The sequence below is a fragment of the Actinosynnema sp. NPDC023794 genome, from assembly GCF_040639675.1.
Classification (GTDB): Bacteria; Actinomycetota; Actinomycetes; order Mycobacteriales; family Pseudonocardiaceae; genus Actinosynnema; species Actinosynnema luteola.
In genome coordinates, this window is record NZ_JBFAFR010000013.1 from 156,340 (window position 1) to 177,981 (window position 21,642).

Sequence of the window (21,642 nt, forward strand, 5' to 3'; positions counted from 1 at the left end):
GTTGGCCAACGAAGACACGCTGACCACCGCCACGCTGGACGCCGTCGAGCACGAGTGGCTCGACCGGATCGCCCGCGACCTGCTGGACGTGGCCGGCGGGCGGCTCGACAGCCCCGAGTGGGTGGCCGCCGCACGCCGGTCGTGGGAGGACGCGCCCGCGACGCTGCGGCACGCGCTCAAGGAGTTCCGCCGCGACTCGGGCGCGGGCGGCGCGCTGCTGCTGCGCAACCTGCCCGTGGACGAGCACAACCTCCCGCCGACGCCGAAGGCCGAGGGCTCCGTGGTGCGCGAGGCGACGGTGTCGGCCGCCGTGCTCGTGCTCGTGGCGCACGGCCTCGGCGACCCCGGCGCGTTCCGCGCGGAGAAGTCCGGCGCGCTGGTGCAGAACGTGGTGCCGGTGCCGGGCAAGGAGGAGGTGCAGGGCAACGTCGGGTCGGCGCACCTGACGTTCCACACCGAGAACGCCTTCCACCGGCACCGGCCCGACTTCGTGCTGCTGGGGTGCGTGCGGCCGGACCACGAGCGGATCGCCGAGCTGCGGCTGGTGTGCTCGCGCCAGGTGCTGCCGAAGCTGGGCGAGCAGGCCCGCTCGGCGCTGTCGTCGGCCGAGTTCGTCACCGCGCCGCCGCCCTCGTTCGGCGCGACGTCCGGCGAGGTGCCGCCGCGCGCCGTGCTGCACGGCGACCCGGACGACCCGGACCTGTGCGTCGACCAGGCGGCCACCCGGCCCGTCACCGAACGCGCGGTTGCGGCGATGGCCGAGCTCGGCGAGCTGTTCGACAACTCGTTCAACGCGCTGCGGCTGACCGCGGGCGACCTGGCGATCGTGGACAACCGGGTCACCGTGCACGGCCGGTCGGCGTTCACCCCGCGCTACGACGGCGCGGACCGCTGGCTGCAGCGCACGTTCGTCTTCGCCGACCTCCGCCGCTCCCGGGGCCACCGCCCCGGCGACGGCTACGTGCTGGAGAGCTGAGCCGTGGACCTGCTCAAGGGCAAGACGCTGCTCGTGACGGGCGTGCTCACGCCGTCGTCCATCGCCTACCACGTGGCACGCCTGGCGCAGGAGGAAGGCGCGAACGTCGTCCTCACCGCCTACGGCCGCGTGCGGCTGGTGGAACGGCTCGCGCAACGCCTGCCGTCGCCCGCGCCGGTGGTGGAGCTGGACGTCACCGACGCCGACCACCTCGCGTCCCTGCCGGACCGGATCGGCGCGCACGCGGACCGCGTGGACGGCGTGCTGCACTCCGTCGCCTACGCGCCGGCCGAAGCGCTCGGCGGCAACTTCCTCACCGCGCGCTGGGACGACGTCGCGCCGGCGTTGCACGTCTCCGCCTACTCGTTGCAGGCGCTCGTGCGGGCCGTGCGGCCGATGCTGGGACCGGGCAGTTCCGTGGTGGGCCTGGACTTCGACGCCTCGCACGCCTACGCCGAGTACGACTGGATGGGCGTGGCGAAGGCGGCGCTGGAGTCCTGCGCCCGCTACCTGGCGTCCTACCTCGGCCGCGACGGCATCCGCGTCAACCTCGTCGCCGCCGGTCCGCTGCGCACCACCGCGGCCGTCGCGATCGGGCCGGGCGGTGACGAAGCCGCTCGCCGCGAAGGCCTGCGGTGGCACGGCAAGTCGCCGCTCGGCTGGGACGACCAGGAGTTCACGCCCGTCGCGCGCGCGTGCGTGGCCCTGCTGTCGGACTGGTTCCCGGCGACGACCGGCGAGATCGTCCACGTCGACGGCGGCGCGCACGTGGTCGGCGACCGGCCCGGTGTCCCCGCCACGGCACCGCCGCCGTCGGCGCGATCGTGATCACGGGACGTGGGGTTCCCGGTGCCGGTCCAAGCGGTTCAAGCGCAGGCGACGGGGCAGGACCCGTTCGTGCTGTACCTGATCGTGGCGTGCGAGATCGCGTTCTGGGTGGTGCTGGCCTCGGGCCTGCTCGCCCGGTACGCGCTGCGCAAGCCCCGGCTGGGCGGCGCGCTGCTGGCGGGCGTGCCGGTGGTCGACCTGGTGCTGGTGGTGGCGTGCGCCGTCGACCTGCGCACGGGCGGCACGCCGGGCATGACCCACAGCCTGGCCGCGGCCTACCTGGGCATCAGCGTGGCGTTCGGCCCGTACCTGGTGGCGCGGGCGGACGCGTGGTTCGCGCACCGCTTCGCCGGTGGCCCGAAGCCGGCCCGCCCACCCCGCCGCGGCCGCGCCCGGCAACGGCACGAGTGGGCGATGTGGCTGCGCTGCCTGGCCGCGCTGGGCATCTCGTCGGCGTTGACGCTGGTGATGTTCCTGATCGGCGGGCCGAGCACGGTCGAGCTGTGGAACTTCGAGATCCAGCTCGCCGCGGTCACCGCGATCTGGCTGGTCGGCCGGCCGCTGCGCGTGACGCTGTTCCCGCCCAGGGCGCCGGTCGGGGCGGACGACCACACAGAGGAGGAACGGTGACCGCAGCCGTCGAGGCGCGAGGCGTCGTCAAGTCGTACAAGGCGCACCGCGCCCTCGACGGCGTGGACCTGACCGTGCCCACCGGGACGGTGCTGGGCTTGTTGGGCCCCAACGGGGCGGGCAAGACCACGATGGTGCGGGTGTTGACGACGTTGCTGCGGCCCGACGCGGGCGACGTCCGCGTGGCCGGCTACGACGTGGTCTCGCAGTCGGCCGACGTGCGCCGCAGCATCGGCCTGTCCGGGCAGTACGCGGCCGTGGACGAGAGCCTGACCGGGTACGAGAACCTGTACCTGGTCGGTCGGCTGTACGGGTACAAGGCCGCCGCGGCGCGGGCGCGGGCCCGGGAGCTGCTGGCGCTGTTCCGGCTGGAGCAGGCCGCGTCCCGGCTGCTGCGCACCTACTCGGGCGGCATGCGACGGCGGCTGGACCTGGCGGGGGCGCTCGTCGCCCGGCCGCCGGTGGTGGTGCTGGACGAGCCGACCACGGGCCTCGACCCGCGGTCCCGCCTCGACACCTGGGAGATGGTGCGGCGGCTCGTGGACGACGGCGCGTCCGTGCTGCTCACGACCCAGTACCTGGAGGAGGCCGACCACCTGGCCGACTCGATCGTGGTGATCGACCGCGGCCGGGTGGTGGAGCGGGGCACGTCCGACGAGCTGAAGGCCCGCGTCGGCAGCGAACGCCTGGAGATCGTCGTCGCCGACCACGCGGACCTGCCCGAGCTGACCCGCGTGCTCGCCGAGGTCGGCGCGGCCGAGCCCGTGGTGGACGAGCACCTGCGCCGGGCGCACGTGCTGGTGCACGTCGGCCCGAAGACGTTGATGGAGGCGTTGCAGCGGCTGGACGCGCTCGACGTGCGCGTGCTCGACGTGTCGCTGCACCGGCCGAAGCTGGACGACGTGTTCCTGATGCTCACCGACCGCGCCGACGACGGGGAGGACTCGTGACCGCAGTGGCCAAGGTCGCCGTCGACGGCTGGATGATCGCCTGGCGCAACCTGCTGCACGTGCGGCGCAGCGTCGACTGGGCGTTCGCCGCGGTGGTGCAGCCGGTGATGTTCGTGCTGCTGTTCGGGTTCGTGTTCGGCGGCCTGCTCGGCGGCGCGGCGTACCGCGAGTACCTGCTGGCGGGCATCCTCGTGCAGACGCTGGCGTTCAACTCCGCGTTCACCGTCATCGGCCTGTCGACGGACCTGCGCAAGGGCTTCATCGACCGACTGCGGTCGCTGCCGATGTCCGGGGTGTCGGTGATGGTCGGCCGCACGCTGTCCGACCTCGCGGTGAGCGTCGTGGCGATGCTCGTGACGTGCCTGTGCGGCCTGCTCATCGGCTGGCGGGTGCGCGGCAGCTTCCTGGACGCGGTGCTGGCGTTCCTGGTGCTGCTGGTGTTCGCGTTCGCCATGTCGTGGATCGGGGCGCTCATCGGGCTGGTCTCGCCGAGCCCGGAGGCCGCGCAGAGCGCCGGCCTGATCTGGCTGACCCCGCTGACGTTCGTGTCGTCCGGTTTCGTGCCGGAGGAGTCGATGCCGGGCCCGCTGCGGGTGATCGCCGAGTGGAACCCGCTGACCGCCGTGATCAACGCGGTGCGCGGGCTGTTCGGCAACACCGTGCCGGGGCTGGACGTCGTGTCCGGCTCGTGGCCCGACGACCACGCGCTGGCCTACGCCTGGCTGTCGTCGCTGCTGATCGTGGCGGTGTTCGTGCCGCTGAGCATGCGCGCCTACCGCCGCGTGGCGGCCCGGTGAACAGCGGTAGGTGGGACGGGCGCCCGTCCCACCTACCGTGCGGCGGCCAGGGGAGGCCGCCGAGTCCCGGTCGACGTCACCGCCGCCGGGTGGCGAACATCGACCGGTACACCGCCGTGATGACGAAGATCAGCACACCGACCATCGCCACCGTGATCGCGACGTTGGCCACGTCGGACACCTTGCCGCCGATGAAGTACTGCTTGATCAGGTTGGACCCGACGATCAGGACGACGTACACCCACCACGGGGCCCACCGACCGTCGTTCACCTTGCCCTCAGCCACTTGTCCTCCTTGTCGGGCGCGGGCACACCCTCAGCACAGTTCCTTGATTTTCGCGGCGCCCTCGGAGATGTCCTGGGCGTTGTCCGACAACAACTGCCGGGCCGCGGTCAACACCTTGGCGGTCTGCGACGATTCGTCCATGTTCCCGGCGATGTCGTCGATTACCGATGCCAACGTCTTGGCCGATTCGCTCTTGCCGTCGGGACCCGCGGACACCCACCCGTTCGCCACGTGGCACAGCAAGGTCTTCCGACCTTCGTCGGTGTTGTCCGGTGAACTCTGGTTCGCGGACGGTTCGCAGCCGCTCAGCGCGAAAACCGACACCACCGCCAGTGCTACCGCCACGCTTTTCATGGTGACATCCGCTCCTCCCGGTGTGGTCGGCGGCCCGTGCGCCTGCCGTGAGGACATCATCGCGAAGCGGGCGTTCGCGCGGCATCGGCGGTCGGAGCGATCACGGGTCATCACTTCGGCCGATGCGAGCCGCGGTGGCGTGTGCTGTGATCGCGCGGTGCAGGCCGGACTGAGTCGCGCTGTCTCCGTGCTCCGGAAGTTGCCGGAGTGGCAGCACGACGCGCTCATCGTGATCAGCTCGTTGCTGGTCGGTTCGGTCTTGTTCCTCACCGGCCTGTACCCGTTGTTCCGCCTGGACGACCAGATTCCGCTGTGGGTGCGGGTGCTGTTGTTCGGCGGCATCTGCGTGGTGGAGGCGTTCCGCCGGATCGCGCCGGGCACGGCCCTCGCGGTGGGCACGGCGTTCCTGCTCGTGGACTGCGTCATCGGCGTCAGCACGCCCACCCTCGTCGTGTACGCCGACCTGCTCTACGCGGCCACGCTCTACGGCCCGCGCCGGCTCAGCCGCGACATGGTGCCGATCGCCGTGCTGACGTCGATCAGCACGATCACCGCGACCGTGCTGCTGGTGCCCGGCTGGCGCGCCACGGTGCTGGCCGCGTTCGCCGTGCTGCCGTTCCTGCTGATCCCGGTGTGGTGGGCGACGAACGTCCGGCAGCACCAGCGGATGGCGGAGGTGGAGCGGGCGAACGCCCGGCAGCTGGCCAAGATCGCCCAGCTGGACCGGACCGCCGCGGTCGCCGCCGAACGCGCGCACATGGCCCGTGACCTGCACGACGTGATCGCCGGGCACCTGTCCGCGATAGCCATCCAGGCCGAGGCGGCGCTGTCGTTGAAGGACGACGACCCGATGACGCGAGTGGTGCTCAAGTCCGTGCGCGAGAACAGCGTCAGCGCGTTGGACGAGATGCGTGCCATGATCAACCTGCTGCGCGCCGACGTCACCGACCCGGACGAGCCGACCGCGCCCGCGCGGCTGGCCCAGTTGTCCCGGCTCATCGAGTCGGCGCAGGCGGGCGGCATGAGGCTGGACGTCCGGGTGGAGTACGACGACACCGAGCCGTTGCCCGCCGCGGTCGACCTGACCGCGTACCGGATCGCGCAGGAGGCGCTGACCAACGCCATGAAGCACGCACCGCGCACGAACGTCGTCCTGGAACTGCGCCGCACCGACACCGAGATGGTGCTGGAAGTGGTCAACGAGCTGCGGGAGGGCGGTGACGGAGGTGGGCTCGGCACGGGGTTGCTGAACATGCGGGAGCGCACGGCGGCGGTCGGCGGCTCGCTCACCGCCGGGCCGTCCGACGGGTCGTGGAAGGTCCGCGCGGTGCTGCCGCTGCCCGGGGTGGAGCGGTGAGCATCAGGGTGCTGGTCGTGGACGACCACGCGGCCATCCGCGCGGGTCTTGTGCTGATCCTGGGCAACGCCGAGGGCATCGAGGTGGTCGGCGAGGCGGGTGACGGGGCGACGGCGATCAGCCAGGCGCGGGCGCTGCGGCCGGACGTGGTGCTGATGGACATCCGCATGCCCGGCCTGGACGGCATCGCCGCGACCAAGGCGTTGCACGGCGACAGCGTGGCCCAGGTGCTCGTGCTGACGACGTTCGACCTGGACGAGTACGTGTTCGCGGCGCTGCGCGCGGGCGCCGCGGGCTTCCTGCTGAAGTCGGTGGACGCGCCGCGGCTGGTGGAGGCGGTGCGGCTGGTCGCGGCGGGCGAGAACGTGCTGGGCCCGGAGATCACCCGCAAGCTGATCAAGGCGTACGCCGAGGCGCCGGTGAAGGCCCAGCCGGTCCTCGACAGCCGCCTCGACCAGCTGACCGAGCGGGAGCTGGACGTCCTGCGCTGCCTCGGTCGCGGCCTGTCGAACGCCCAGATCGCGCACGAGCTGTTCATCAGCGGCGCGACGGCGAAGACCCACGTCTCCCGCATCCTGACGAAACTGGACCTGCGCTCGCGCGTCCAGGCGGCGATCTACGCCCAGGAGAACGACCTGGTGTGACGCGGGGTCGGACCAGGCCTCGCCGGGCCGCACCGGGCCCCGCCAGGCCTGCCCGGGCCTCACCAGCCGAGCGCGCCGCCGCCCGTGACGGGGATCGTCGCACCGGTCACGTACGTGGAGCCCGCGACCCAGCGCACCACCTCGGCGATCTCCTCCGGCCGCGCCAGGCGGCCCAGCGGCACCTGGTCGATCAACGCCTGCCGCTGCGCGTCCGTCAGCACGGCGACCATGTCGGTGTCCACCGGGCCCGGCGCGACGACGTTGACCCGCACACCGCGCCGCCCGTACTCCAGCGCCACCGACCGCGCGAACCCCTCCAACGCCGCCTTGGCCGCCGCGTAGTTCGCCTGACCGGGTGACCCCGCACGTGCCGACGCCGACGAGACCAGCACGATCGACCCCGCCCGCGCCTTCGCCATCGCGGGCAGCACCCGCTGCACCACGCGGAACGCGCCGAGCTGCGTCACCTCGATGATCTCCCGGTAGTGCTCCTCGGGCATCCGCGCGACCAGCCCGTCGCGGGTCACGCCCGCGTTCAGCACGACCACCTCCGGCGCGCCCTGGTGCGCGGTGACCTCGGCGACGGCGTCAACCACCCGGTCCGCGTCGGCCAGGTCCAGCTCCACCCCGAACACCCCGTCGACCGGCACGCCCGACCCGCGGTGCGTGCCCGCCACCCGGTCGCCGGCGCGCCGGAACTCCCGCGCCACCGCCTCGCCGATACCCCGGCTCGCCCCGACGACCAGCACCGACCGCGTCATGACGCCAGCTCCACGACCGCCTCGCCGCGTGCGACCGCGACGCCGTCGTCCCGGGTCGCCGTCACCTGGACCCGCGCCGTCCCGGCCACCACGTCGACCGACGCGACCTTCCCGCCGCACGTCACCCGCGCGCCGACCGGCGTCGGCGCGGTGAACCGGGCCTTGAACGACCGCAGCGCGCCCGCCGCCGGCCACGACGTGACCAGCCGGCCCAGGTGCGCCATGACGAGCATCCCGTGCGTCACGACCCCGTCCAGCCCGCCCTGCCGCGCCGCGGCGTCGTCCAGGTGCACGGGATTGTCGTCGCCGGACGCGACTGCGAATTCCCGAAGCTTCTCCCGGGTGATCGCGGGCACCTCGGTCACGGGCAGCCGGTCACCGACCGCGGGCGCGTTCACGCCGCCTCCCTTTCCTCGATCACGAGCACCTGCCGCAAATCCACCAGGTGTTCACCACCCCGGTGCACGGACGTCTCCTGCACGATGAACTCCAACCGCCCGCCCATCCGCTGGTAAACGTCGGCGACCACGCTCTCGAACCGCAACTCGTCGCCGGCGTGCGCGTTCCGGTGATAGGTGAACGACTGCTCGGCGTGCAACACGCGCAACGGGTCGAGCCCCATGTCGACCAACAACTCCTCGCCACGCGCCTCGAGTTCCAACCCGAACAGCATCGTCGGCGGCAACACCAACTCGGGATGACCGGCCGCCCGCGCCGCGTCGATGTCGACGTGCACCGCGCCGTCCTCGCCGATGGCCCGCGCGAATGCGACCACCCGCTCCCGCGGCACGCGCAGCACAACGGGATCGAGCCGTTTCCCGACGAACCCCGGATCAATCATCGGCGAACCGTACCCGCGCTCGCCGCCGCACCGCGAGGGTGCACGTGAATACCGCGACGGTTTTCCGAAATCTATATTTCCGCTGTATTTTCGAGCGCTATCCGATCCGTGCGGACAACCCGCCCGATCGCGCGGAACGATCGGGTCCACGCGCACCGGATCGTTCCGCGCCGCCGGTGGGTGCTCACCCCGTCCCGGAAGACCCGTCGGTGGCGGAGGGTGCCGTGTCGGTGTACTCGTCGTGCCACCTCCACCACGAGTACGGCGGGGTCTGGGGGTAGCCCTCGGGCGAGTCCTCCCAGTCCTCCTGCCTGCCGAGCGCGGTCATGTCCAGGTAGCTGAACGTGCTGCCCAACGCCTCGTCGCCGCGTTCGTTGATGAAGTAGGTGCGGAACACGCGGTCGCCCTCGCGGATGAACGCGTTGGTGCCGTGCCACTCGTCGACGCCGAAGTCGACGTCGAACTCGTCGAGGATGGTGACCCAGGGCATCCTCCAGTCCATCCGCTCCTTCAACCGCCGGATGTCGGCCTGGGGCGCGCGCGAGGCGAGCACGAGGGTGGTGTCGCGGGCGTTGAGGTGGGAGAGGTGCCCGATCTGGTCGGCCGTCACGAGGGAGCAGCCGGGGCACGCGTGGTCCGGCCAGCCGTGCACGCCGGGCTCGAAGAACGCCCGGTAGACGATCAGCTGCCGTCGGCCCTCGAACAGGTCGAGGAGGCTCTGCCGGCCGCGCGGCGTGTCGAACGCGTACTCCTTCTCCACCTCGAACCACGGCATCCGCCGACGTGCCGCGGCCATCGCGTCCCGTGCCCGGGTCAGCTCCTTCTCCTGCACCAGCAGTTCCCGGCGAGCGTCCTCCCACGCCGACGCGGACACGATCGGAGGGGTTTTCATCGTGGCTGTCCACCTTCCACTTCGGGTTGACGTGCACGGCAGCCCACCGCTGAGGTGGGTGGTCCGTGATCGGCCGCGGTCATCCGGTGGGGTCGCGGTCGAGGTGGTCCTTCAGCGCGCTGAGCGGTCCGTCCCAGTCGCGTGCCAGCGCCGCCAGGTACTGCTGCGCCACCCGCATCGGCGCGGAGCGCAGGCGGAACCGCACCCGGCGCCGTTCGCCGGGCTCCGCCAGCACCAGGCCCGCGTCGGTGAGCAGGGCGAGGTGCTTCGCGATCGCCTGCCGGGTGACGGGCAGGCGGTCGGCCAGGTCGGTGGCCGTGGCCGGGCCGCCCGCCGCCAGTGCCGCCAGGATGGTGCGCCGGGTCGGGTCGGACAGGGCGGTGAAGACCCGTTCGGCGACCGCTTCGACGTCGGGCGGCATCGGCGTCAGGCGGGTCCGAGGTAGTCGACCAGCTCTCCCAGCTCGCTCGTCCAACCCTGGCTGTGCGCCTCGTAACCCTTGCCGTAGCCGTCCTCCGGCAGTTGCGCGAACCCGCTCTCCACGACCTTGAGCCGCGTGCCGGAGCCGACCTCTTCCAGGGTGAACTCGACGTACGTGCGGCGCGGGTCGTCCGCGGGCATGCCGAAGACCGGCCACGTGAAGGCGAACACGGTGGGCTCCTCCACCCGTTCCACGCGCAGTTCGACCGTCGGCCCGTCGGACCAGGTCACCCGCGCGGTGCCGCCCGGGCGCAGGTCGATCGTCGCCTCATTGCCGAACCACGTGCCCAGCCCCTCGGCCGTGGTGATCGCCGCCCAGACCTTGGCCGGCGGTTGAGCGATCTCCACGACCCGCTCGATGTGATCGGGAAAACCCATGGCGGGACGGCCTCTCGTGAGTAGCAACCATACGGTTGCAACCGTAGCGCAACCGTGTGGTCCACGTGGTCCGAGGCCACGATCGGGTGGTGCGGTCACAGCCCCACGGTGAGGGCTCCGACGAGGGACAGCCGCGAGACGCCCGTGGTGGCGCAGCTGATCGGGTCGGGGTTCAACGCGGTCAGCTGCGCCTTCGCGGGGTGGGCGGCGAACGTGCCGGAGCTGATCGAACCGAGCAGCACGATGACGATGTTCGCGCCGACCCGGCTGGACGTCCGGTTGTAGGAGAACGTGCTCGGCGCGACGGCCGGGTCGGTCCACGTGAAGGTCCGCGTGCCGGCGCCCTGGTAGAACAGCGCGGTGCAGGTGTAGTCCGGCAGGGTGGCGATCTCGGTGTAGGAACCGGTGGCCGCCGAGCCGTTGGCGCAGTTGAAGAGCTGGCCCTCGACGGTGACGGTGACCGTGTTCGGCGTGTTGGTCACCGGTTCGCTGAACGTCACCACTTCGTTGACCAGGCAGGCCTGCTCGACGGCGGCGCTCGCCGTCGGCGCCACGCCGACCGACGTCGCGGCGGCGGCCAGGCAGACGGCGGCGGCGGCCTTGCTCGCGTTCATCCGGGACCTCCCGATGTCTCAACGGCGTACATGGTGGTCATCGGCCACCTTTCGCTTTGCGTTACCAACCGTGTACCGAACGTGCGAGCCAGCGGTGGCCCCGTCGCGGTACATCCCAAGGGCCCGCTGGTGGCGCGTGACCGCGTCGTGGTGGCGGCCGGTGTGGTGGTCGGTGTAGCCGAAATTGTGCGAGTCGTGCGTCGCGGACACCACGTTCTCCACCAGCCGTCCCTCACCAGTTCCGCTGTCCGGCAAGGCTGACTGCCACCCGGGCCGGGCACCGTCGTCCGAGGACACCTCCCGCTGCGTCCGCGACTCGGGAGTCGGGCGTTCCACCGGGCCTTCCCACGCCGACGCGGACGGTCCGAAGTCACCCAGTCGCGGCGCAGGAGCCGGTTCGCGAGTCTTTCGGGTGATATCGCGGCCGGGTGCGCATGACCGGCGGCCGGGGTGCCATCCCACTGCCGGAGGTGGCGCCATGGTCCGGGTGGGGACGTTCCTGCCTGCGCGCCCGGCCGACGGCGGGCCCGGCAACGGCGGGGTCATCCCGCCCGACGACCACGAGACCCTGATGGGGCTGCTGTCGGAGCTGCCCGGTGTGGAGTTCGTGCACGGGCTGGACTTCCGGGACTCCTACACCCGCCGGGGCCGCGTGCACTGCGGTGACGTGTGCCTGAACGACCTGGACCTGTACCTCTGGTACGTCGACTTCGCGCGCAAGCCCGGCAGCTACGACCTGGACGCGTTGCTCACCGTGAAGCGCGACACCGCGGTCGTGCCGGACCCCGAGCGGGTCGCCGTCGCGTTCGACAAGCACTGGTCGTACCTGACGCTCGCCCGCGCCGGGGTCCCCGTCCCGGACAACCTGCTGGTCAGCCAACGCAACCTGGACGCGGCGGCGCCCGTGATCGAGGAGTGGGGCCACGCCGTCCTCAAACCGCGGCGTGGCTGCTTCGGCTGGGGAGTGCTGTTCATCGACAGCTTCACCACGCTCAGGGACGTCGTCGGCTACATCGACTCCGAGACCACCGAGGGCCGGGTCCGCGGCGTGCCGTCGTCGGGACCGGCCCGCAGCTACCTGCTCGAGCGCTTCTACCCCAACAGCCCGGAGGACTGGCTGGGCGTCACCGTGGCGGAGCAGGAGGTGGTGTACGGCTTCCGGAAGACCCCCGACCGCCACGTGCGGTGGAACGACTTCGCCTGGAAGGTCTACGACGCGGAACGCGGCGGCGGTGCCGTCGAACACCGGGAAGTGCCCGCCACGCACGCCGCACTGGCGCTGCGGGCGCACCGGGCCTTCGGCCTGCCGCTGCTCGGCCTGGACGTCATCCGCCACGAAGGCGAACCGATCGTCGTCGACGTCAACACCGGTCCCGCGCTCTACCCCGACCTCTTCACGGCGGCGGGCCGGTCGCTGCCGCACGAGCTGCTCCGCGTCCTCGCCGCCGCGATCAGCCGGACCACCGGTCAGCCGACGGAGGCCAGCGGCATCAGGTAGACCAGCGCGTCGTCCACCCCGTCCAGGCACAGCACGTCGTGCGCCATGTCGTCGTAGAAACCGCCGATCACGCCCAGCGCCAGTCCCGACGACGCGGCGACCAGCGCGAGGTTCTGCGCCAGGTGCCCCGCCTCCGTGAACGCCAGCCGCAGCGTCCGCAGGCCGTACACCTCGCGCAACGCGCCGACCCGCGTGTAGAGCGCCAGCATCGCCGGCATCGTGGCCGGGTCCACCTTGGTCTCCCCGTCGCCGAAGTACATGGAGATCGCACGCACGTCGTCCACCGGCGGCGCGGACGCGACGTGGACCAGCGTCCGCCGCACCTCGTCCACCTCGTACACGCCCGGTGCCAGCCCGGCGACCCGCCACGCCACCACCCGCAGCCGGGCGCTGTGCCGCGCGCCCGCGCTCGGGTACGGCCTGCGCCCGTCCGGGAGAGCGCCTTGCGCGGTCCACAGCAGGGTCGCCAGCTGCCCGGCGTCGAGCGGGCCGGACAGCTCGGCGCCGCGTGCGGTGTGCCGGGTCAGCAGCGCGTCGGCCAGGCCGCCGGCCACCGGCGCGACCTCGGGCAGCGGCACGTCCGGCCACCACGGGGGCGTGGTCGGCGGCGTGACCTCGCCCTGGCGCCCACCCTGGTCCGGCACGCCCCAGTGGAACTTGCTGGCCGCCAGGTAACGCCGGTCCGGCGCGGTCGCACCGTCCTCGTGGAACGGGGTGGGCCCGTCCGGCGCCTCGGCCGTCATCGCCACCAGCCGGCAGACCGTGCGCTCCTCCTCCGGGTCGACGCCGAGGCGGTTGCAGAGCATGTGCAGCTGCGAGGCCCAGGCGTAACGCGGCAGGTCCGCCGCCCGCACCTGGTCCATCCAGTACGCCACCACACCCGTGGCGCCCGATTCGAGCCGGTCCCACCGGGCGGCGAGGTGGGCCGCACGCGCCTCGTGCAGCGTCCGCGCGGCGACGTGGGAGCGCAGGCCGGGCGGTGCGACGGGCTCGAGCGCCTGCCGCCACCCCGTCGCCAGGGAACGCAGCCACGCCGCCGCCTCCAGGCGGTCCATCCGCAGCGCGATCGTCGTGGCCATCACCAGCTCCACGGCCGCGGTGAACCGCACCCCCGACGACCGCAGCACGGCGACCGCCACCTCGGTGCTGCGGCAGAACACGTCCTCGGCCACGGGCAACGCCTCCGGCCCGCCGTACCGCTCGACCTCCGGCTCGTACGGCGTCTCCCGCACGTCGCCGTGCGGCAGCCACCCGGGGGAGGAGACCCGCACCGGGTGATCGGCCTCCGCGACCAGCGAGCGCAACCGACCGGCCAGGTCGACGGTCGCGTCACGCACCCGCACGCGCAGGTGCGGTCCGGCCTCCCAGTACCGCACGTAGAACCAGTCGGCGACACGTCCCGCCGCGCGGTGCCCGTCCAGCTCCGGCGCGAGGACGCCGGCGATGAACGCGTCGACGTCCTCGACCGACCACGACAGCCGCACGTGCAGGCTGGTCCACGTCATCACGTCTCCAGTGGGGTGAGGTCGTAGGTGAAGCCCGTGCCACGCGAGCGCCCGGCCAGCAGCAGGTAGAGCAGCGCGTGCGACGCGGGCGCGCCCACCATGGCCTCCAACGGGCCGTCGTCGGTGCTGCGCGCCGGCCGGCAGAACGCGCCGGCGGACGCCGCGGCCGTGCCCACGTGCTGCGCCATCGCGCCGGCCGCGCGCAGCAGGGCCCGGTAGCCGTCCGGACCGCCGGACGCCACGGCGGCGGCCGGGTCGCCGGTCGTCACCAGCGCGATGTTCATCGAGGCGACGTGGATCGTCCCGGGCGGGTGCCCGAACACCGGGCGCAACCCGGCCACCGCCGGTCCGGGCGACACCAGCCGCAGCCCGCCGTCCACGGCGTACCAGCCGTCGGCGACGCCCTCGACGTTGCGCACGGCCAGCCGGTGCCGCAGGTCGTCACGCACGGGCGACCCGGCCGGTGGGTCGTTGAGCACCGCCACGACCGCCCGCAGCGCGCTTTCGGGCAACGGCCGGGGATCGGCCGCGATACCCCGCGGACCCACCCCCGAACTGCGCAGCGGCACGGGAGCCGGCTCGGGTGTCACCCCGTCGAACGTCACGGTGACCGTCAGCCCCGAGACGCGCGCCATCAGGCCGAGCCGTGCCGCGTGCTCGACCAACGCCGCCGCGACGTGCCCCACCTCCAACTCCGTCAGCACGTCGCCGAAGTCGCGGTAGCCGGGGGAGAGGCGGTCGCGCCGGCGGACCAACTCGACCCGCACCGGCCCGTCGACCACCGGCGTCCCGCCGCCGACCAACACCCGCCGCACCGGGTCGAGCGTCCACCGCCCGTCCACCACCAGGTCGACGGTGGCCGCGGCCCGTGCCGACGGGTACGCCCGGTGGTCGTTGTACTGGTTCCACGGCTCCCAGCGCAGCGGTGTCGCCACGTCCGCCAGCAGCCGCGCCAACGCCGCGCCGAAGCGTCCCCGCAACGCCGTCAGCGGCACGCGCGGTCCTTCCGGGGCGGCCGTGCGCGGCGACGCCCCGGGCTCGACCACCCGCCCCGGCCCGTGGGTGTACGCGGCGAGCAGGGCCTCGGCGCTCACGGGAACGGGTGGGGTAGCGGGGTGCCGGCGAGGCGCAGCCGCGGCAGGCCGTGCGTGCGCCGGTTCAGCTCCCCGAACGTCATCGGCACGGCGCCGGGCACGATCACCTTCGCCGAGTGCAGGCCGAGCCGGTCCCGCACCACCGGGTCGCTCTGGTCGACCGCGATCACCTCCAGGTCCAACGCCGCCCACTTGCGCACGTAGTGCTCCAGCACCGCGTCCAGGTCGTCCCGCGGCACGTCGGGCACCTCCAGCTCCACCTCCGGACCGGGCGCCAGGAAGTCGTACCGCTCGGCGGCCTCGGTCAGGCCGTTGACGTTGACGTGGTCGTCCATGGTCCGGATCAGCCGCGGCTCGCGCAGCAGGCCCCGCAGCCGGTCCACGTCGTAGTCATCGGGCTCGACGCGGTAGCGCTTCGCGCCCGCCTCCACGTCCATCGCCACCTCGGCCGCCGCCGACCGCATCGCCGCGCCCGGGTCGAGCCCGGCCCCGGCGGCGAAGAACGCGTGCGGCTGCCGCGGGGAGCGCGCCAGCGACAGCACCGACGGCACACCCAGGTCGTTGGTGGCGTCGTAGAGCTCCAGCCGGTAGCCCAGCTGCTCCAGCCGGTCCGAGATGTGCGCGGTGACGTCGTCGCGCACGCGCAGGCTCCGCAAGGGCGTCCGCTGGTACCAGGCCATCAGGAAAGCGTCCCGTTCGGCGACCTCGAACAACCCGTACAGCACCGCTTCGGTGAGGCTGTTGCCGGTACCGCACCCGTTGGACGTCTCGTCCACGAACCGCGCGCCGTCGCCGTGACCCCAGTAGGCCACGTGCTCGGGCACGGCGACCGGCCGCCCGCGGGTGTACGACCAGCCGTGCACCCACCGGGTCCGCACGTCCGGGTGGTACGGCACGACGTGCGGCGACTCGTGGTCGGGCAGGCCGAGCCGCGTCGGGTCGAGCGCGCGATCGCCCAGCTCGGCGAACGACGCCTCCAGGACCGTGGTGACGCGCCGGGGCCGCAGGCCCGCGTGCCGCTCCACCGCTTCGTACAGCGCGACCCGTTCGGCCTCGGCGTAGTCGGCGGTGCGGCCGAACCCGGCCTGCCCGCCGCCCAGCTCTGCGCTGACCGCCGCCACGGTCAGGTCGCCGATGCGGTGCATCCCGCCGACCGGACCGTGCCGGAGGTCGAGCAGCTCGCGCCGCAGCGCGTCGCCCTCGGTGAGCGGGTTGTGCCCGCGCAACGTGCCGGGCGCGACCGGGATCGGCTCGCGCACCACCGTTCCCGCGGAATCGTGGGGCACCGGGCCGCACGTCGCGCAGCCACCGGGCCGGGGCCGGACCCGGTGCTCGCCGACGGTCGCCAGATCGGTCCGCAACGCCAACACCTTGTCGCGGTGGGAGTCCGGATCGGCCCGCACGCGCTCGACGAGCACCGCGATCAACGGCCGCAACGCCGACGACGCCAAGCCGCCCAACCTCATCCGCCGATCACCACGCGGCACGGACGCGCCGAGCGTGGCCAGTCGCGCGTCCTCGGCGCAGCTCACGCACACGCCGTCCGACACCGGGCCGATCAGCACCAACGCGCCGTCGAACCGCACCGGCAACACCGGACCGTCCGCGCCGACGCCGTCCAGGTCACCGATCGCGTAGTCGGCCAGCTCCACCACCCGCACGGTCACCGCCCGGCCTCCGACACCGCGAACGCCACCAGACCCGCCGCCTCCAGCACGGGTCCGAGGTGCACCGGCTTGACGTCCGCCGCGAGCGCTCGCAGGTCCTCCTGGAACGCCTCCTCGCCATCGCGCAGCCCGTACGGCCAGTGCCAGTCCCGGTTCGTCCACGGCGCCGCGGCCCCGTCGGGCTCGGCGAACGGTGCCGCGCCGCAGAGCACGACGGGTTCGGCGGTTGTGGCGGTGGTTCCGGCTCGCGTGCGCCCGGCGGCCCCCGCCTGCGCCCGCCCGGCGGCGGCCATCGCGGCGAACGCGACGGCGTCCGCGGGCTCGGCCTCGACCGCCCAGGACAGCTCCTCACCGCCCGCCCGCACCACCGCGCGGACCACGCGCGGGCCGAGCCTGGTCACCTCGACCTCGGCGGGCAGGGCGAACCGGAGCGTCACGGCCTTCCACCAACGCCGGGCGGTCGGGTCGGTGGCCCACTCCTCCTCGGCGACCGGTGTGCCGACCAGGGGCCGCACGGCCGTGCGCAAGGCCAAACCGAGCGCGTGCGCCCGATCCGCGCCGAGCGCCACACCGTCCGGTGCGAGCGCACGCGCGGCGCGGACCAGGGCGTCGAGCCGGGCGGCGTGCTCGGTGGCGCCGAAACCGACCACGTCACCGGACGCGGCCAGCTTGACCGGCAACTGCGGCAGCTCACCCGGCAACGGGGTGGGCACCGGCCCCAGCTCCCGGTCACCCAGGACCTCCAGCAGGGCGCCGCTCGGCTCCCGCGGCCGGACCGCGGAGAGCCACGGGTGGTACTCCGCGTGCAGCGGGTCGACCCGCGCGACCAGGACGGCCTGGTGCGGCGGCCCGGTCGGCGGCACGTCGCTCCACATGTCGACCACCTCGGTGGACGGGTCGGGCAGCCCGCCCAACGCGCACACGAGCCGGTGCGCCGCGGCCGACCCGACCAGCGCGGCCAACACCTCCGGCGGCGTCCCCGGCGCGCCGGCCAACCGCGCCGCCACCGCCTCCGCGTCGGCCCCGACGTCCGCGACCGCGCCCGGCGCGACCACGAAACCGACGTCGGCCGCACACCCGGCGGCGACGGCGTGCGCGCCGGCGACCAGGAGCAGACCGGCGCCGGGCCGGACGGGCGAGACGTCCACCCCCGCGGCGACCAGCGCCCGGTGCGCGTGAGCGGCCAACGCGCCCTCACCGGTCACCACGACCGTCGCCGACCGGAGCCGTCGCCACGCCTCGACCGGCGCCGGCGCGACGGATTCCAGCCAGCTCACGATGTCCTCGGGCGGCGCGTCACGACCCCACTGGGCAGGCACCTCCACGAGCATGTCGTGCTCGTGCAGCTGCCCGATGAGCAGCTCCAACGCACGTGCCACGGCCGGCGGCGCGTTCTCCGGCACCGCCAACGCCCCCGGCGGCACGCCGTCGGCCAGCGGGCCGGCCAGGCGCTCCCAGATCGTCCACAAGCCCTTGCCGCCGTCGAGGGAGAAGCTGGAACGCCACCCCCGCACGTGCAGGCCGGTCTCGGTCGGCGTCGCGTGCACGATCGGCCGCAGCCGCAGCAAGTTCCCGCTCATCGGGCCACCTTCGTCATCTGCGCGACGTGCTCGGGCCAGTCGATCCCGGTGATCCGCTGCACCGCCCGCACGACCAGGCTCGCCGCCAGGTAGCGCTCGACGGGCGTCACGTCGCACACGGCCAGCAGTTGGTAGAGCATGTTGGTCCCGAAGCGGTAGACGGTCACCGGCCGCTGGTAGTCGGGGTGGTCGAAGTCGACCTCCCGCAACCGGTCGTGGTAGTCGCTGATCCGGTCGGTGTGGTCGCGGTGCCAGCGCCGGATCGCCTCGTCCTCGCCCATCTCCAGGGCGCGCTCGCCGAGGTGCGCCGAGTACGCGGTGGGCAGGTCGCCGCGGTCGAACACCTCCTCGACCAACGCACGCGCGCCGTCCGTCCACGCCACCCACGGTGTCGCGACCGTGCCCCCGGCCACCCCGCGCACGGTCTCCACCAGCTGCTCGGCGTTGCGCTCCCACACGCCGTCGAACCGGCCGCGCAGCACGCCGTCGGGATCGCTGTGCAGCAGGAAGCTCTCCAGGTGCGACAGGAACGAGTGGTAGCCGTTGACCAGGCCCGCCGGGAACCGGCTCGCGTGCGCCGTCATCGCCACCACGGCCAGCCGCACGCGCGACTGGCTCGTGCCGTCCACGGCCACGGCCTCCCGGATCGCCGGCACGCCGAGCCGCAGGCACCGGGTGCGCAGGTCGACCAGCACGTCGGAGACCAGCAGCCGCCGCAGGGCCGTGAGGTCCGTCGGCTCGACGACCACGGTGTTGTCCGGGGGGATCGGCTCGTACGGCGGCGGCACGAGCTCGGCGATCCCGTTCTGCCGTGCCTGCGCGAGCAGCGCCGCATGGTCCACGTCCACAGTGGACGGATGGACGGCCAGGTGCGCGCGCAGGCGTGACGCGACCGCTTCGGCGGCCTCGTCGGGCCCGTCCAGCCGCACCCGCACGTGCGGCCCGTGCAACCAGTGCCGCTCCACGTGCCCGGTCGCGCCGGAGCGCTCCGCCTCGGCGAGCGCGGGCAGGACGGCATCGCGGAGCAACGGCGCCTTCACCGGGTCGTGGTAGTAGCAGACGACGTCGATCACGAGGCCCTCCAGTACGTTTCCGCGATCAGTTCGACCACCCGGCCGCCACCGGCGCCGGGCACGGGCAGCGCCTCGGCCAGCCGCACGCCGTCCGGGAACCGCGCCAGCAGGCGAGGCAGGCAGCGCAGGTGCAGCGGGTCGCCCAGGTCGGCGTACTGCGGCTTGCCCGCCGTGAGCGCGTGCCGGTAGGCGTCAGCCGAGACCGGGCCCCGGTCCGGTCCCACGAAGACGTGCTCCGGCAGCCCGTGCACGGCCCGCAACCGGGCCACGTCGAGCGCCGCCCGTTCCTCCGCGCCGATCGCCGGCGGCACGGCGAAGTCCCAGGAACGGCGCGCCAGCACGACGTCGCCGTAGGTCAGGCGACCCCGGGCGGTCACCCCGCCGTCGGTGGTGGTGGAGCGCAGCCCGTCGAGGTCGACCCACCCGCAGGCGAGGTCGGAGTACAGCGCCACCTGCCGGTCCGGCAGCGCCAGCGGGATCAGGAAGCCCAGGTACAGCACGTCGAGCGGGACGCCGCGGTGCGTCAGCCGCACCTCGTCGGTCACGGGGTCGTGCCGCACGTCCAGCTCGTCCGCCACCAGGTCGGCCCACCGGGCGTCCTCGCCGACCTCGCGCGCGCCGAGCAACGGGTGCAGGTTGGCGTTGAAGCCCTGCACCGGCCGGAACTGCACGGGGTTGGTGGTGTGGCGGCGCACTTGGTGGGTCACCGCGTCGCGCGCGCCGGGCAGCAGGTCGAGGAAGCGGCTGGTGAACTTGCCGAACCCGGCGTAGACGCGGTTGACCACGAGCCGGCCGTCGTGGGTCGGCTGGGCGAAGAAGCCGTACGAGCCCGTGCGCCGGGTCGCCCACGCGGGCAGCAGGTCGGCGGCCGAGGCCAGCACGTCGTCGGTGACCACGCCGTCGTGCACCTGCCCGGCCAGCTTGTCGCGGGTCTCGACGACGGCGCGCACGTCGGGGTCGGCCGAGGAGTTGGTGTCCATGGACTCCTGCCACGCCTGCGACAGCGGCCCCGAGCAGTCGGCCAGGGTCGCGACACCACCCTCGCCGAACCGCTCCACGAACCTGCTCCGGATCAGCCGCCGCAGCAGCACGTGCTGGTCGAACGCCACCAGCAGCGGCGTCAGGCGGGTCAACGCGGGCGCGGCGCCCGGCGGCACGGGCACCGGCTCGGGCAGCACCACGTCCTCGACCACCGGCGTCACGCCGGTCAGGTCCGCGCCGACCCGTTCACCGAGATCGCGCCAGCCGGCCGAGAGGTCCGCGAGCACGGCCGCGCGATCCGCGGGTCCGGCGGCGGCGAACGCGGCGGTGGCCGTGGCCAGTTCGGTCAGCCGGCCGGCGGTGTCGCCGTCGGCCGGCGCCAGCCAGGAGGCCAGCGAGCCCACCGCGTCCGGGTCCTGCGGGTGGATCGGGGAGACCGGCACCAGCAGCCCGAGGTCCAGGGTCTTGGCCACGAACCCGTGCGCCCTGCGGTCCGCGTCCGGCCCGGCCAGCTTCGCCGCCAAGGCCGTCGCGACCCGGTCCAACGGCAACCCCTCCGGGCCCGCCTCCCGCACGACCTCGACCACGAACCGCAGGGGTCGGGTCGCCGCGACGTCGACTTCCTCCTCGCGGACCACCGCCGCACGCCCGACACCCTCGACGGGGACGTCCCGGCGGAACAGCAGGCGTCCGCCGCGTTCCCGCACGGCGGGCGCGAGCCGGTGCGGCAGCCTCGGTCCCAGCGCGTCGACCAACCTCGTCACGAGCAGGCGGTGCACGGCCGGGTGCGACACCGGCTCCGCCGCCGGCCACCGCCCCTCGCCCCACACACCCCAGCCGACGTGCGTGTACCAGGACAGGGGACTGGTCTTGGACGTCGCCCGCAACGCGTACCGCAGCACGGTCGGCTCGGCCTTGCGCGCCTTGCGGTCGGGCTCGCCCCGGCCCCGCGCGGTGCGGTCCAGGCCGTGCAACAGGTCCGGGCCGGTCAGCGCGCTCGCACGGCGCAGCGCGTCGGTCGCGCACACCTCCGCGAGCCACTCGCGTGACGCGGCCAGGTCGTGCGGCCACGTGGCCAGCACCGCGTCCACCGCCCGTGCGAGCTCCTCGTGGGCGGCCAGCCACTGCGCCAACAGCGGCACCCGGTCCGGCAACGTGCCCAACGCCGCCGGGCGCGGGACGCGGCCGTTGTGCACGTCGCGGCGCAACGGCAGCACGACCGCGCGGTGGAACGCGGGGGAGTGGCCGTCAGCGCTGTCGTGCAGCGCGTCGGCGAGGTCCGGGGCCAGCGCGGCGATCCGGGCCTCGGCCGCGACGACCGCGTCCAGGTTCGCCCGGAAGTCCGAGCCGACCGGCCGGGGGTGCGGCAGCGCGGCCACCCGGACCAAGGCGTACGGCGCGAGTTCGGTGGTGGTGCGGTCACTGGCCATCCGGTGCTCCCCGTGGTGCGGCCGGG

At 73.6% G+C, this 21,642-nt stretch carries 24 protein-coding genes; 8 read left to right on the forward strand and 16 right to left on the reverse strand.

Annotated features, from left to right (window positions below; genetic code table 11):
- Position 1: 1 nt before the first annotated feature.
- From AB0H12_RS25425 to AB0H12_RS25445, 5 genes are read left to right on the forward strand one after another with little or no spacing between them, the layout of a single operon-like run.
- Positions 2-976 carry a TauD/TfdA family dioxygenase gene (locus AB0H12_RS25425; protein ID WP_499625881.1) on the forward strand — a complete coding sequence of 325 codons (975 nt, stop codon included), beginning with the start codon at positions 2-4 and terminating at the stop codon, positions 974-976.
- A 3-nt stretch (positions 977-979) separates the two neighbouring features.
- Positions 980-1,804: an enoyl-ACP reductase FabI gene (gene fabI, locus AB0H12_RS25430; protein WP_499625884.1), complete on the forward strand. Its 825-nt coding sequence runs from the start codon at positions 980-982 to the stop codon at positions 1,802-1,804.
- Between the two features lie 21 nt (positions 1,805-1,825).
- Positions 1,826-2,434 (forward strand): hypothetical protein, encoded by a 609-nt coding sequence (locus tag AB0H12_RS25435; protein WP_499625887.1) that lies wholly within the window; start codon positions 1,826-1,828, stop codon positions 2,432-2,434.
- Entirely contained in the window at positions 2,431-3,384 is a 954-nt protein-coding gene (locus AB0H12_RS25440; protein WP_230568257.1) for an ATP-binding cassette domain-containing protein, read from the forward strand. The genes AB0H12_RS25435 and AB0H12_RS25440 overlap by 4 nt, the downstream gene beginning before the upstream one ends.
- Complete coding sequence (locus tag AB0H12_RS25445) at positions 3,381-4,181, forward strand: ABC transporter permease (protein WP_123742034.1); 801 nt, start codon at positions 3,381-3,383, stop codon at positions 4,179-4,181. The genes AB0H12_RS25440 and AB0H12_RS25445 overlap by 4 nt, the downstream gene beginning before the upstream one ends.
- 76 nt (positions 4,182-4,257) lie before the next feature.
- Here AB0H12_RS25445 and AB0H12_RS25450 read toward each other — a convergent pair whose 3' ends face one another.
- Positions 4,258-4,467 carry a hypothetical protein gene (locus AB0H12_RS25450; protein WP_499625889.1) on the reverse strand — a complete coding sequence of 70 codons (210 nt, stop codon included), beginning with the start codon at positions 4,465-4,467 and terminating at the stop codon, positions 4,258-4,260.
- 30 nt (positions 4,468-4,497) lie between these two features.
- Positions 4,498-4,821, reverse strand: coding sequence for a hypothetical protein (locus AB0H12_RS25455; protein ID WP_499625891.1), 324 nt, complete (start codon positions 4,819-4,821; stop codon positions 4,498-4,500).
- A 187-nt stretch (positions 4,822-5,008) separates the two neighbouring features.
- Between AB0H12_RS25455 and AB0H12_RS25460 the strand changes: the two genes are divergently transcribed.
- Positions 5,009-6,178 carry a sensor histidine kinase gene (locus tag AB0H12_RS25460; RefSeq protein ID WP_499625893.1) on the forward strand — a complete coding sequence of 390 codons (1,170 nt, stop codon included), beginning with the start codon at positions 5,009-5,011 and terminating at the stop codon, positions 6,176-6,178.
- Positions 6,175-6,822 carry a response regulator gene (locus tag AB0H12_RS25465; protein WP_499625895.1) on the forward strand — a complete coding sequence of 216 codons (648 nt, stop codon included), beginning with the start codon at positions 6,175-6,177 and terminating at the stop codon, positions 6,820-6,822. The genes AB0H12_RS25460 and AB0H12_RS25465 overlap by 4 nt, the downstream gene beginning before the upstream one ends.
- A gap of 59 nt (positions 6,823-6,881) precedes the next feature.
- On the opposite strand, the gene AB0H12_RS25470 is transcribed toward AB0H12_RS25465, so the two are convergent.
- From AB0H12_RS25470 to AB0H12_RS25505, 8 genes are all read right to left on the reverse strand, one after another.
- A complete protein-coding gene (locus AB0H12_RS25470) occupies positions 6,882-7,583 on the reverse strand; it encodes an SDR family oxidoreductase (RefSeq protein WP_499625897.1) in 702 nt (233 codons plus the stop codon).
- Positions 7,580-7,981: a MaoC/PaaZ C-terminal domain-containing protein gene (locus tag AB0H12_RS25475; protein ID WP_499625899.1), complete on the reverse strand. Its 402-nt coding sequence runs from the start codon at positions 7,979-7,981 to the stop codon at positions 7,580-7,582. The genes AB0H12_RS25470 and AB0H12_RS25475 overlap by 4 nt, the downstream gene beginning before the upstream one ends.
- Positions 7,978-8,424 carry an FAS1-like dehydratase domain-containing protein gene (locus tag AB0H12_RS25480; protein ID WP_499625900.1) on the reverse strand — a complete coding sequence of 149 codons (447 nt, stop codon included), beginning with the start codon at positions 8,422-8,424 and terminating at the stop codon, positions 7,978-7,980. Before AB0H12_RS25480 ends, AB0H12_RS25475 begins: the two co-directional genes overlap by 4 nt.
- A 184-nt stretch (positions 8,425-8,608) precedes the next feature.
- Positions 8,609-9,316 (reverse strand): DUF899 domain-containing protein, encoded by a 708-nt coding sequence (locus tag AB0H12_RS25485; RefSeq protein WP_499625902.1) that lies wholly within the window; start codon positions 9,314-9,316, stop codon positions 8,609-8,611.
- A gap of 79 nt (positions 9,317-9,395) precedes the next feature.
- On the reverse strand, positions 9,396-9,737 hold the full coding sequence (locus tag AB0H12_RS25490) for an ArsR/SmtB family transcription factor (protein WP_499625904.1): 342 nt from the start codon (positions 9,735-9,737) through the stop codon (positions 9,396-9,398).
- 5 nt (positions 9,738-9,742) lie between these two features.
- Positions 9,743-10,174 carry an SRPBCC domain-containing protein gene (locus tag AB0H12_RS25495; RefSeq protein ID WP_499625906.1) on the reverse strand — a complete coding sequence of 144 codons (432 nt, stop codon included), beginning with the start codon at positions 10,172-10,174 and terminating at the stop codon, positions 9,743-9,745.
- A gap of 95 nt (positions 10,175-10,269) precedes the next feature.
- On the reverse strand, positions 10,270-10,788 hold the full coding sequence (locus AB0H12_RS25500; protein ID WP_499625908.1) for a hypothetical protein: 519 nt from the start codon (positions 10,786-10,788) through the stop codon (positions 10,270-10,272).
- Between the two features lie 18 nt (positions 10,789-10,806).
- Positions 10,807-11,010, reverse strand: a complete 204-nt coding sequence (locus AB0H12_RS25505) for a hypothetical protein (protein ID WP_499625910.1) — start codon at positions 11,008-11,010, stop codon at positions 10,807-10,809.
- 256 nt (positions 11,011-11,266) lie between these two features.
- Here AB0H12_RS25505 and AB0H12_RS25510 point away from each other — a divergent pair, with 256 nt between their 5' ends.
- Complete coding sequence (locus AB0H12_RS25510; protein ID WP_499625911.1) at positions 11,267-12,286, forward strand: ATP-grasp domain-containing protein; 1,020 nt, start codon at positions 11,267-11,269, stop codon at positions 12,284-12,286.
- On the opposite strand, the gene AB0H12_RS25515 is transcribed toward AB0H12_RS25510, so the two are convergent.
- Genes AB0H12_RS25515 through AB0H12_RS25540 form a run of 6 tightly spaced genes read right to left on the reverse strand, consistent with a single transcriptional unit; the run spans position 12,256 to position 21,616 of the window.
- The gene (locus tag AB0H12_RS25515; protein ID WP_499625914.1) at positions 12,256-13,791 is read right to left on the reverse strand and encodes a thiopeptide-type bacteriocin biosynthesis protein; all 1,536 of its coding nucleotides are present in this window, start codon (positions 13,789-13,791) and stop codon (positions 12,256-12,258) included. The genes AB0H12_RS25510 and AB0H12_RS25515 overlap by 31 nt on opposite strands.
- The gene (locus AB0H12_RS25520; protein WP_499625916.1) at positions 13,791-14,885 is read right to left on the reverse strand and encodes a nitroreductase family protein; all 1,095 of its coding nucleotides are present in this window, start codon (positions 14,883-14,885) and stop codon (positions 13,791-13,793) included. The genes AB0H12_RS25515 and AB0H12_RS25520 overlap by 1 nt, the downstream gene beginning before the upstream one ends.
- Positions 14,882-16,552: a TOMM precursor leader peptide-binding protein gene (locus tag AB0H12_RS25525; protein ID WP_499625918.1), complete on the reverse strand. Its 1,671-nt coding sequence runs from the start codon at positions 16,550-16,552 to the stop codon at positions 14,882-14,884. The genes AB0H12_RS25520 and AB0H12_RS25525 overlap by 4 nt, the downstream gene beginning before the upstream one ends.
- Positions 16,549-18,132, reverse strand: a complete 1,584-nt coding sequence (locus AB0H12_RS25530; RefSeq protein ID WP_499625920.1) for a hypothetical protein — start codon at positions 18,130-18,132, stop codon at positions 16,549-16,551. Before AB0H12_RS25530 ends, AB0H12_RS25525 begins: the two co-directional genes overlap by 4 nt.
- Positions 18,129-19,205 carry a lantibiotic dehydratase C-terminal domain-containing protein gene (locus AB0H12_RS25535; RefSeq protein WP_499625922.1) on the reverse strand — a complete coding sequence of 359 codons (1,077 nt, stop codon included), beginning with the start codon at positions 19,203-19,205 and terminating at the stop codon, positions 18,129-18,131. Before AB0H12_RS25535 ends, AB0H12_RS25530 begins: the two co-directional genes overlap by 4 nt.
- Positions 19,202-21,616, reverse strand: coding sequence for a lantibiotic dehydratase (locus AB0H12_RS25540; protein ID WP_499625924.1), 2,415 nt, complete (start codon positions 21,614-21,616; stop codon positions 19,202-19,204). Before AB0H12_RS25540 ends, AB0H12_RS25535 begins: the two co-directional genes overlap by 4 nt.
- Between the last annotated feature and the right edge of the window lie 26 nt (positions 21,617-21,642).

Excerpts from the sequence above, each read along its gene's own strand:
- AB0H12_RS25455 (WP_499625891.1), bottom strand. The coding sequence starts at position 4,821 with ATGAAAAGCGTGGCGGTAGCACTGGCGGTGGTGTCGGTTTTCGCGCTG.
- AB0H12_RS25470 (WP_499625897.1), bottom strand. The coding sequence starts at position 7,583 with ATGACGCGGTCGGTGCTGGTCGTCGGGGCGAGCCGGGGTATCGGCGAG.
- AB0H12_RS25480 (WP_499625900.1), bottom strand. The coding sequence starts at position 8,424 with ATGATTGATCCGGGGTTCGTCGGGAAACGGCTCGATCCCGTTGTGCTG.
- AB0H12_RS25485 (WP_499625902.1), bottom strand. The coding sequence starts at position 9,316 with ATGAAAACCCCTCCGATCGTGTCCGCGTCGGCGTGGGAGGACGCTCGC.
- AB0H12_RS25490 (WP_499625904.1), bottom strand. The coding sequence starts at position 9,737 with ATGCCGCCCGACGTCGAAGCGGTCGCCGAACGGGTCTTCACCGCCCTG.
- AB0H12_RS25495 (WP_499625906.1), bottom strand. The coding sequence starts at position 10,174 with ATGGGTTTTCCCGATCACATCGAGCGGGTCGTGGAGATCGCTCAACCG.
- AB0H12_RS25500 (WP_499625908.1), bottom strand. The coding sequence starts at position 10,788 with ATGAACGCGAGCAAGGCCGCCGCCGCCGTCTGCCTGGCCGCCGCCGCG.
- AB0H12_RS25510 (WP_499625911.1), top strand. The coding sequence starts at position 11,267 with ATGGTCCGGGTGGGGACGTTCCTGCCTGCGCGCCCGGCCGACGGCGGG.
- AB0H12_RS25515 (WP_499625914.1), bottom strand. The coding sequence starts at position 13,791 with ATGACGTGGACCAGCCTGCACGTGCGGCTGTCGTGGTCGGTCGAGGAC.
- AB0H12_RS25530 (WP_499625920.1), bottom strand. The coding sequence starts at position 18,132 with ATGAGCGGGAACTTGCTGCGGCTGCGGCCGATCGTGCACGCGACGCCG.
- AB0H12_RS25540 (WP_499625924.1), bottom strand. The coding sequence starts at position 21,616 with ATGGCCAGTGACCGCACCACCACCGAACTCGCGCCGTACGCCTTGGTC.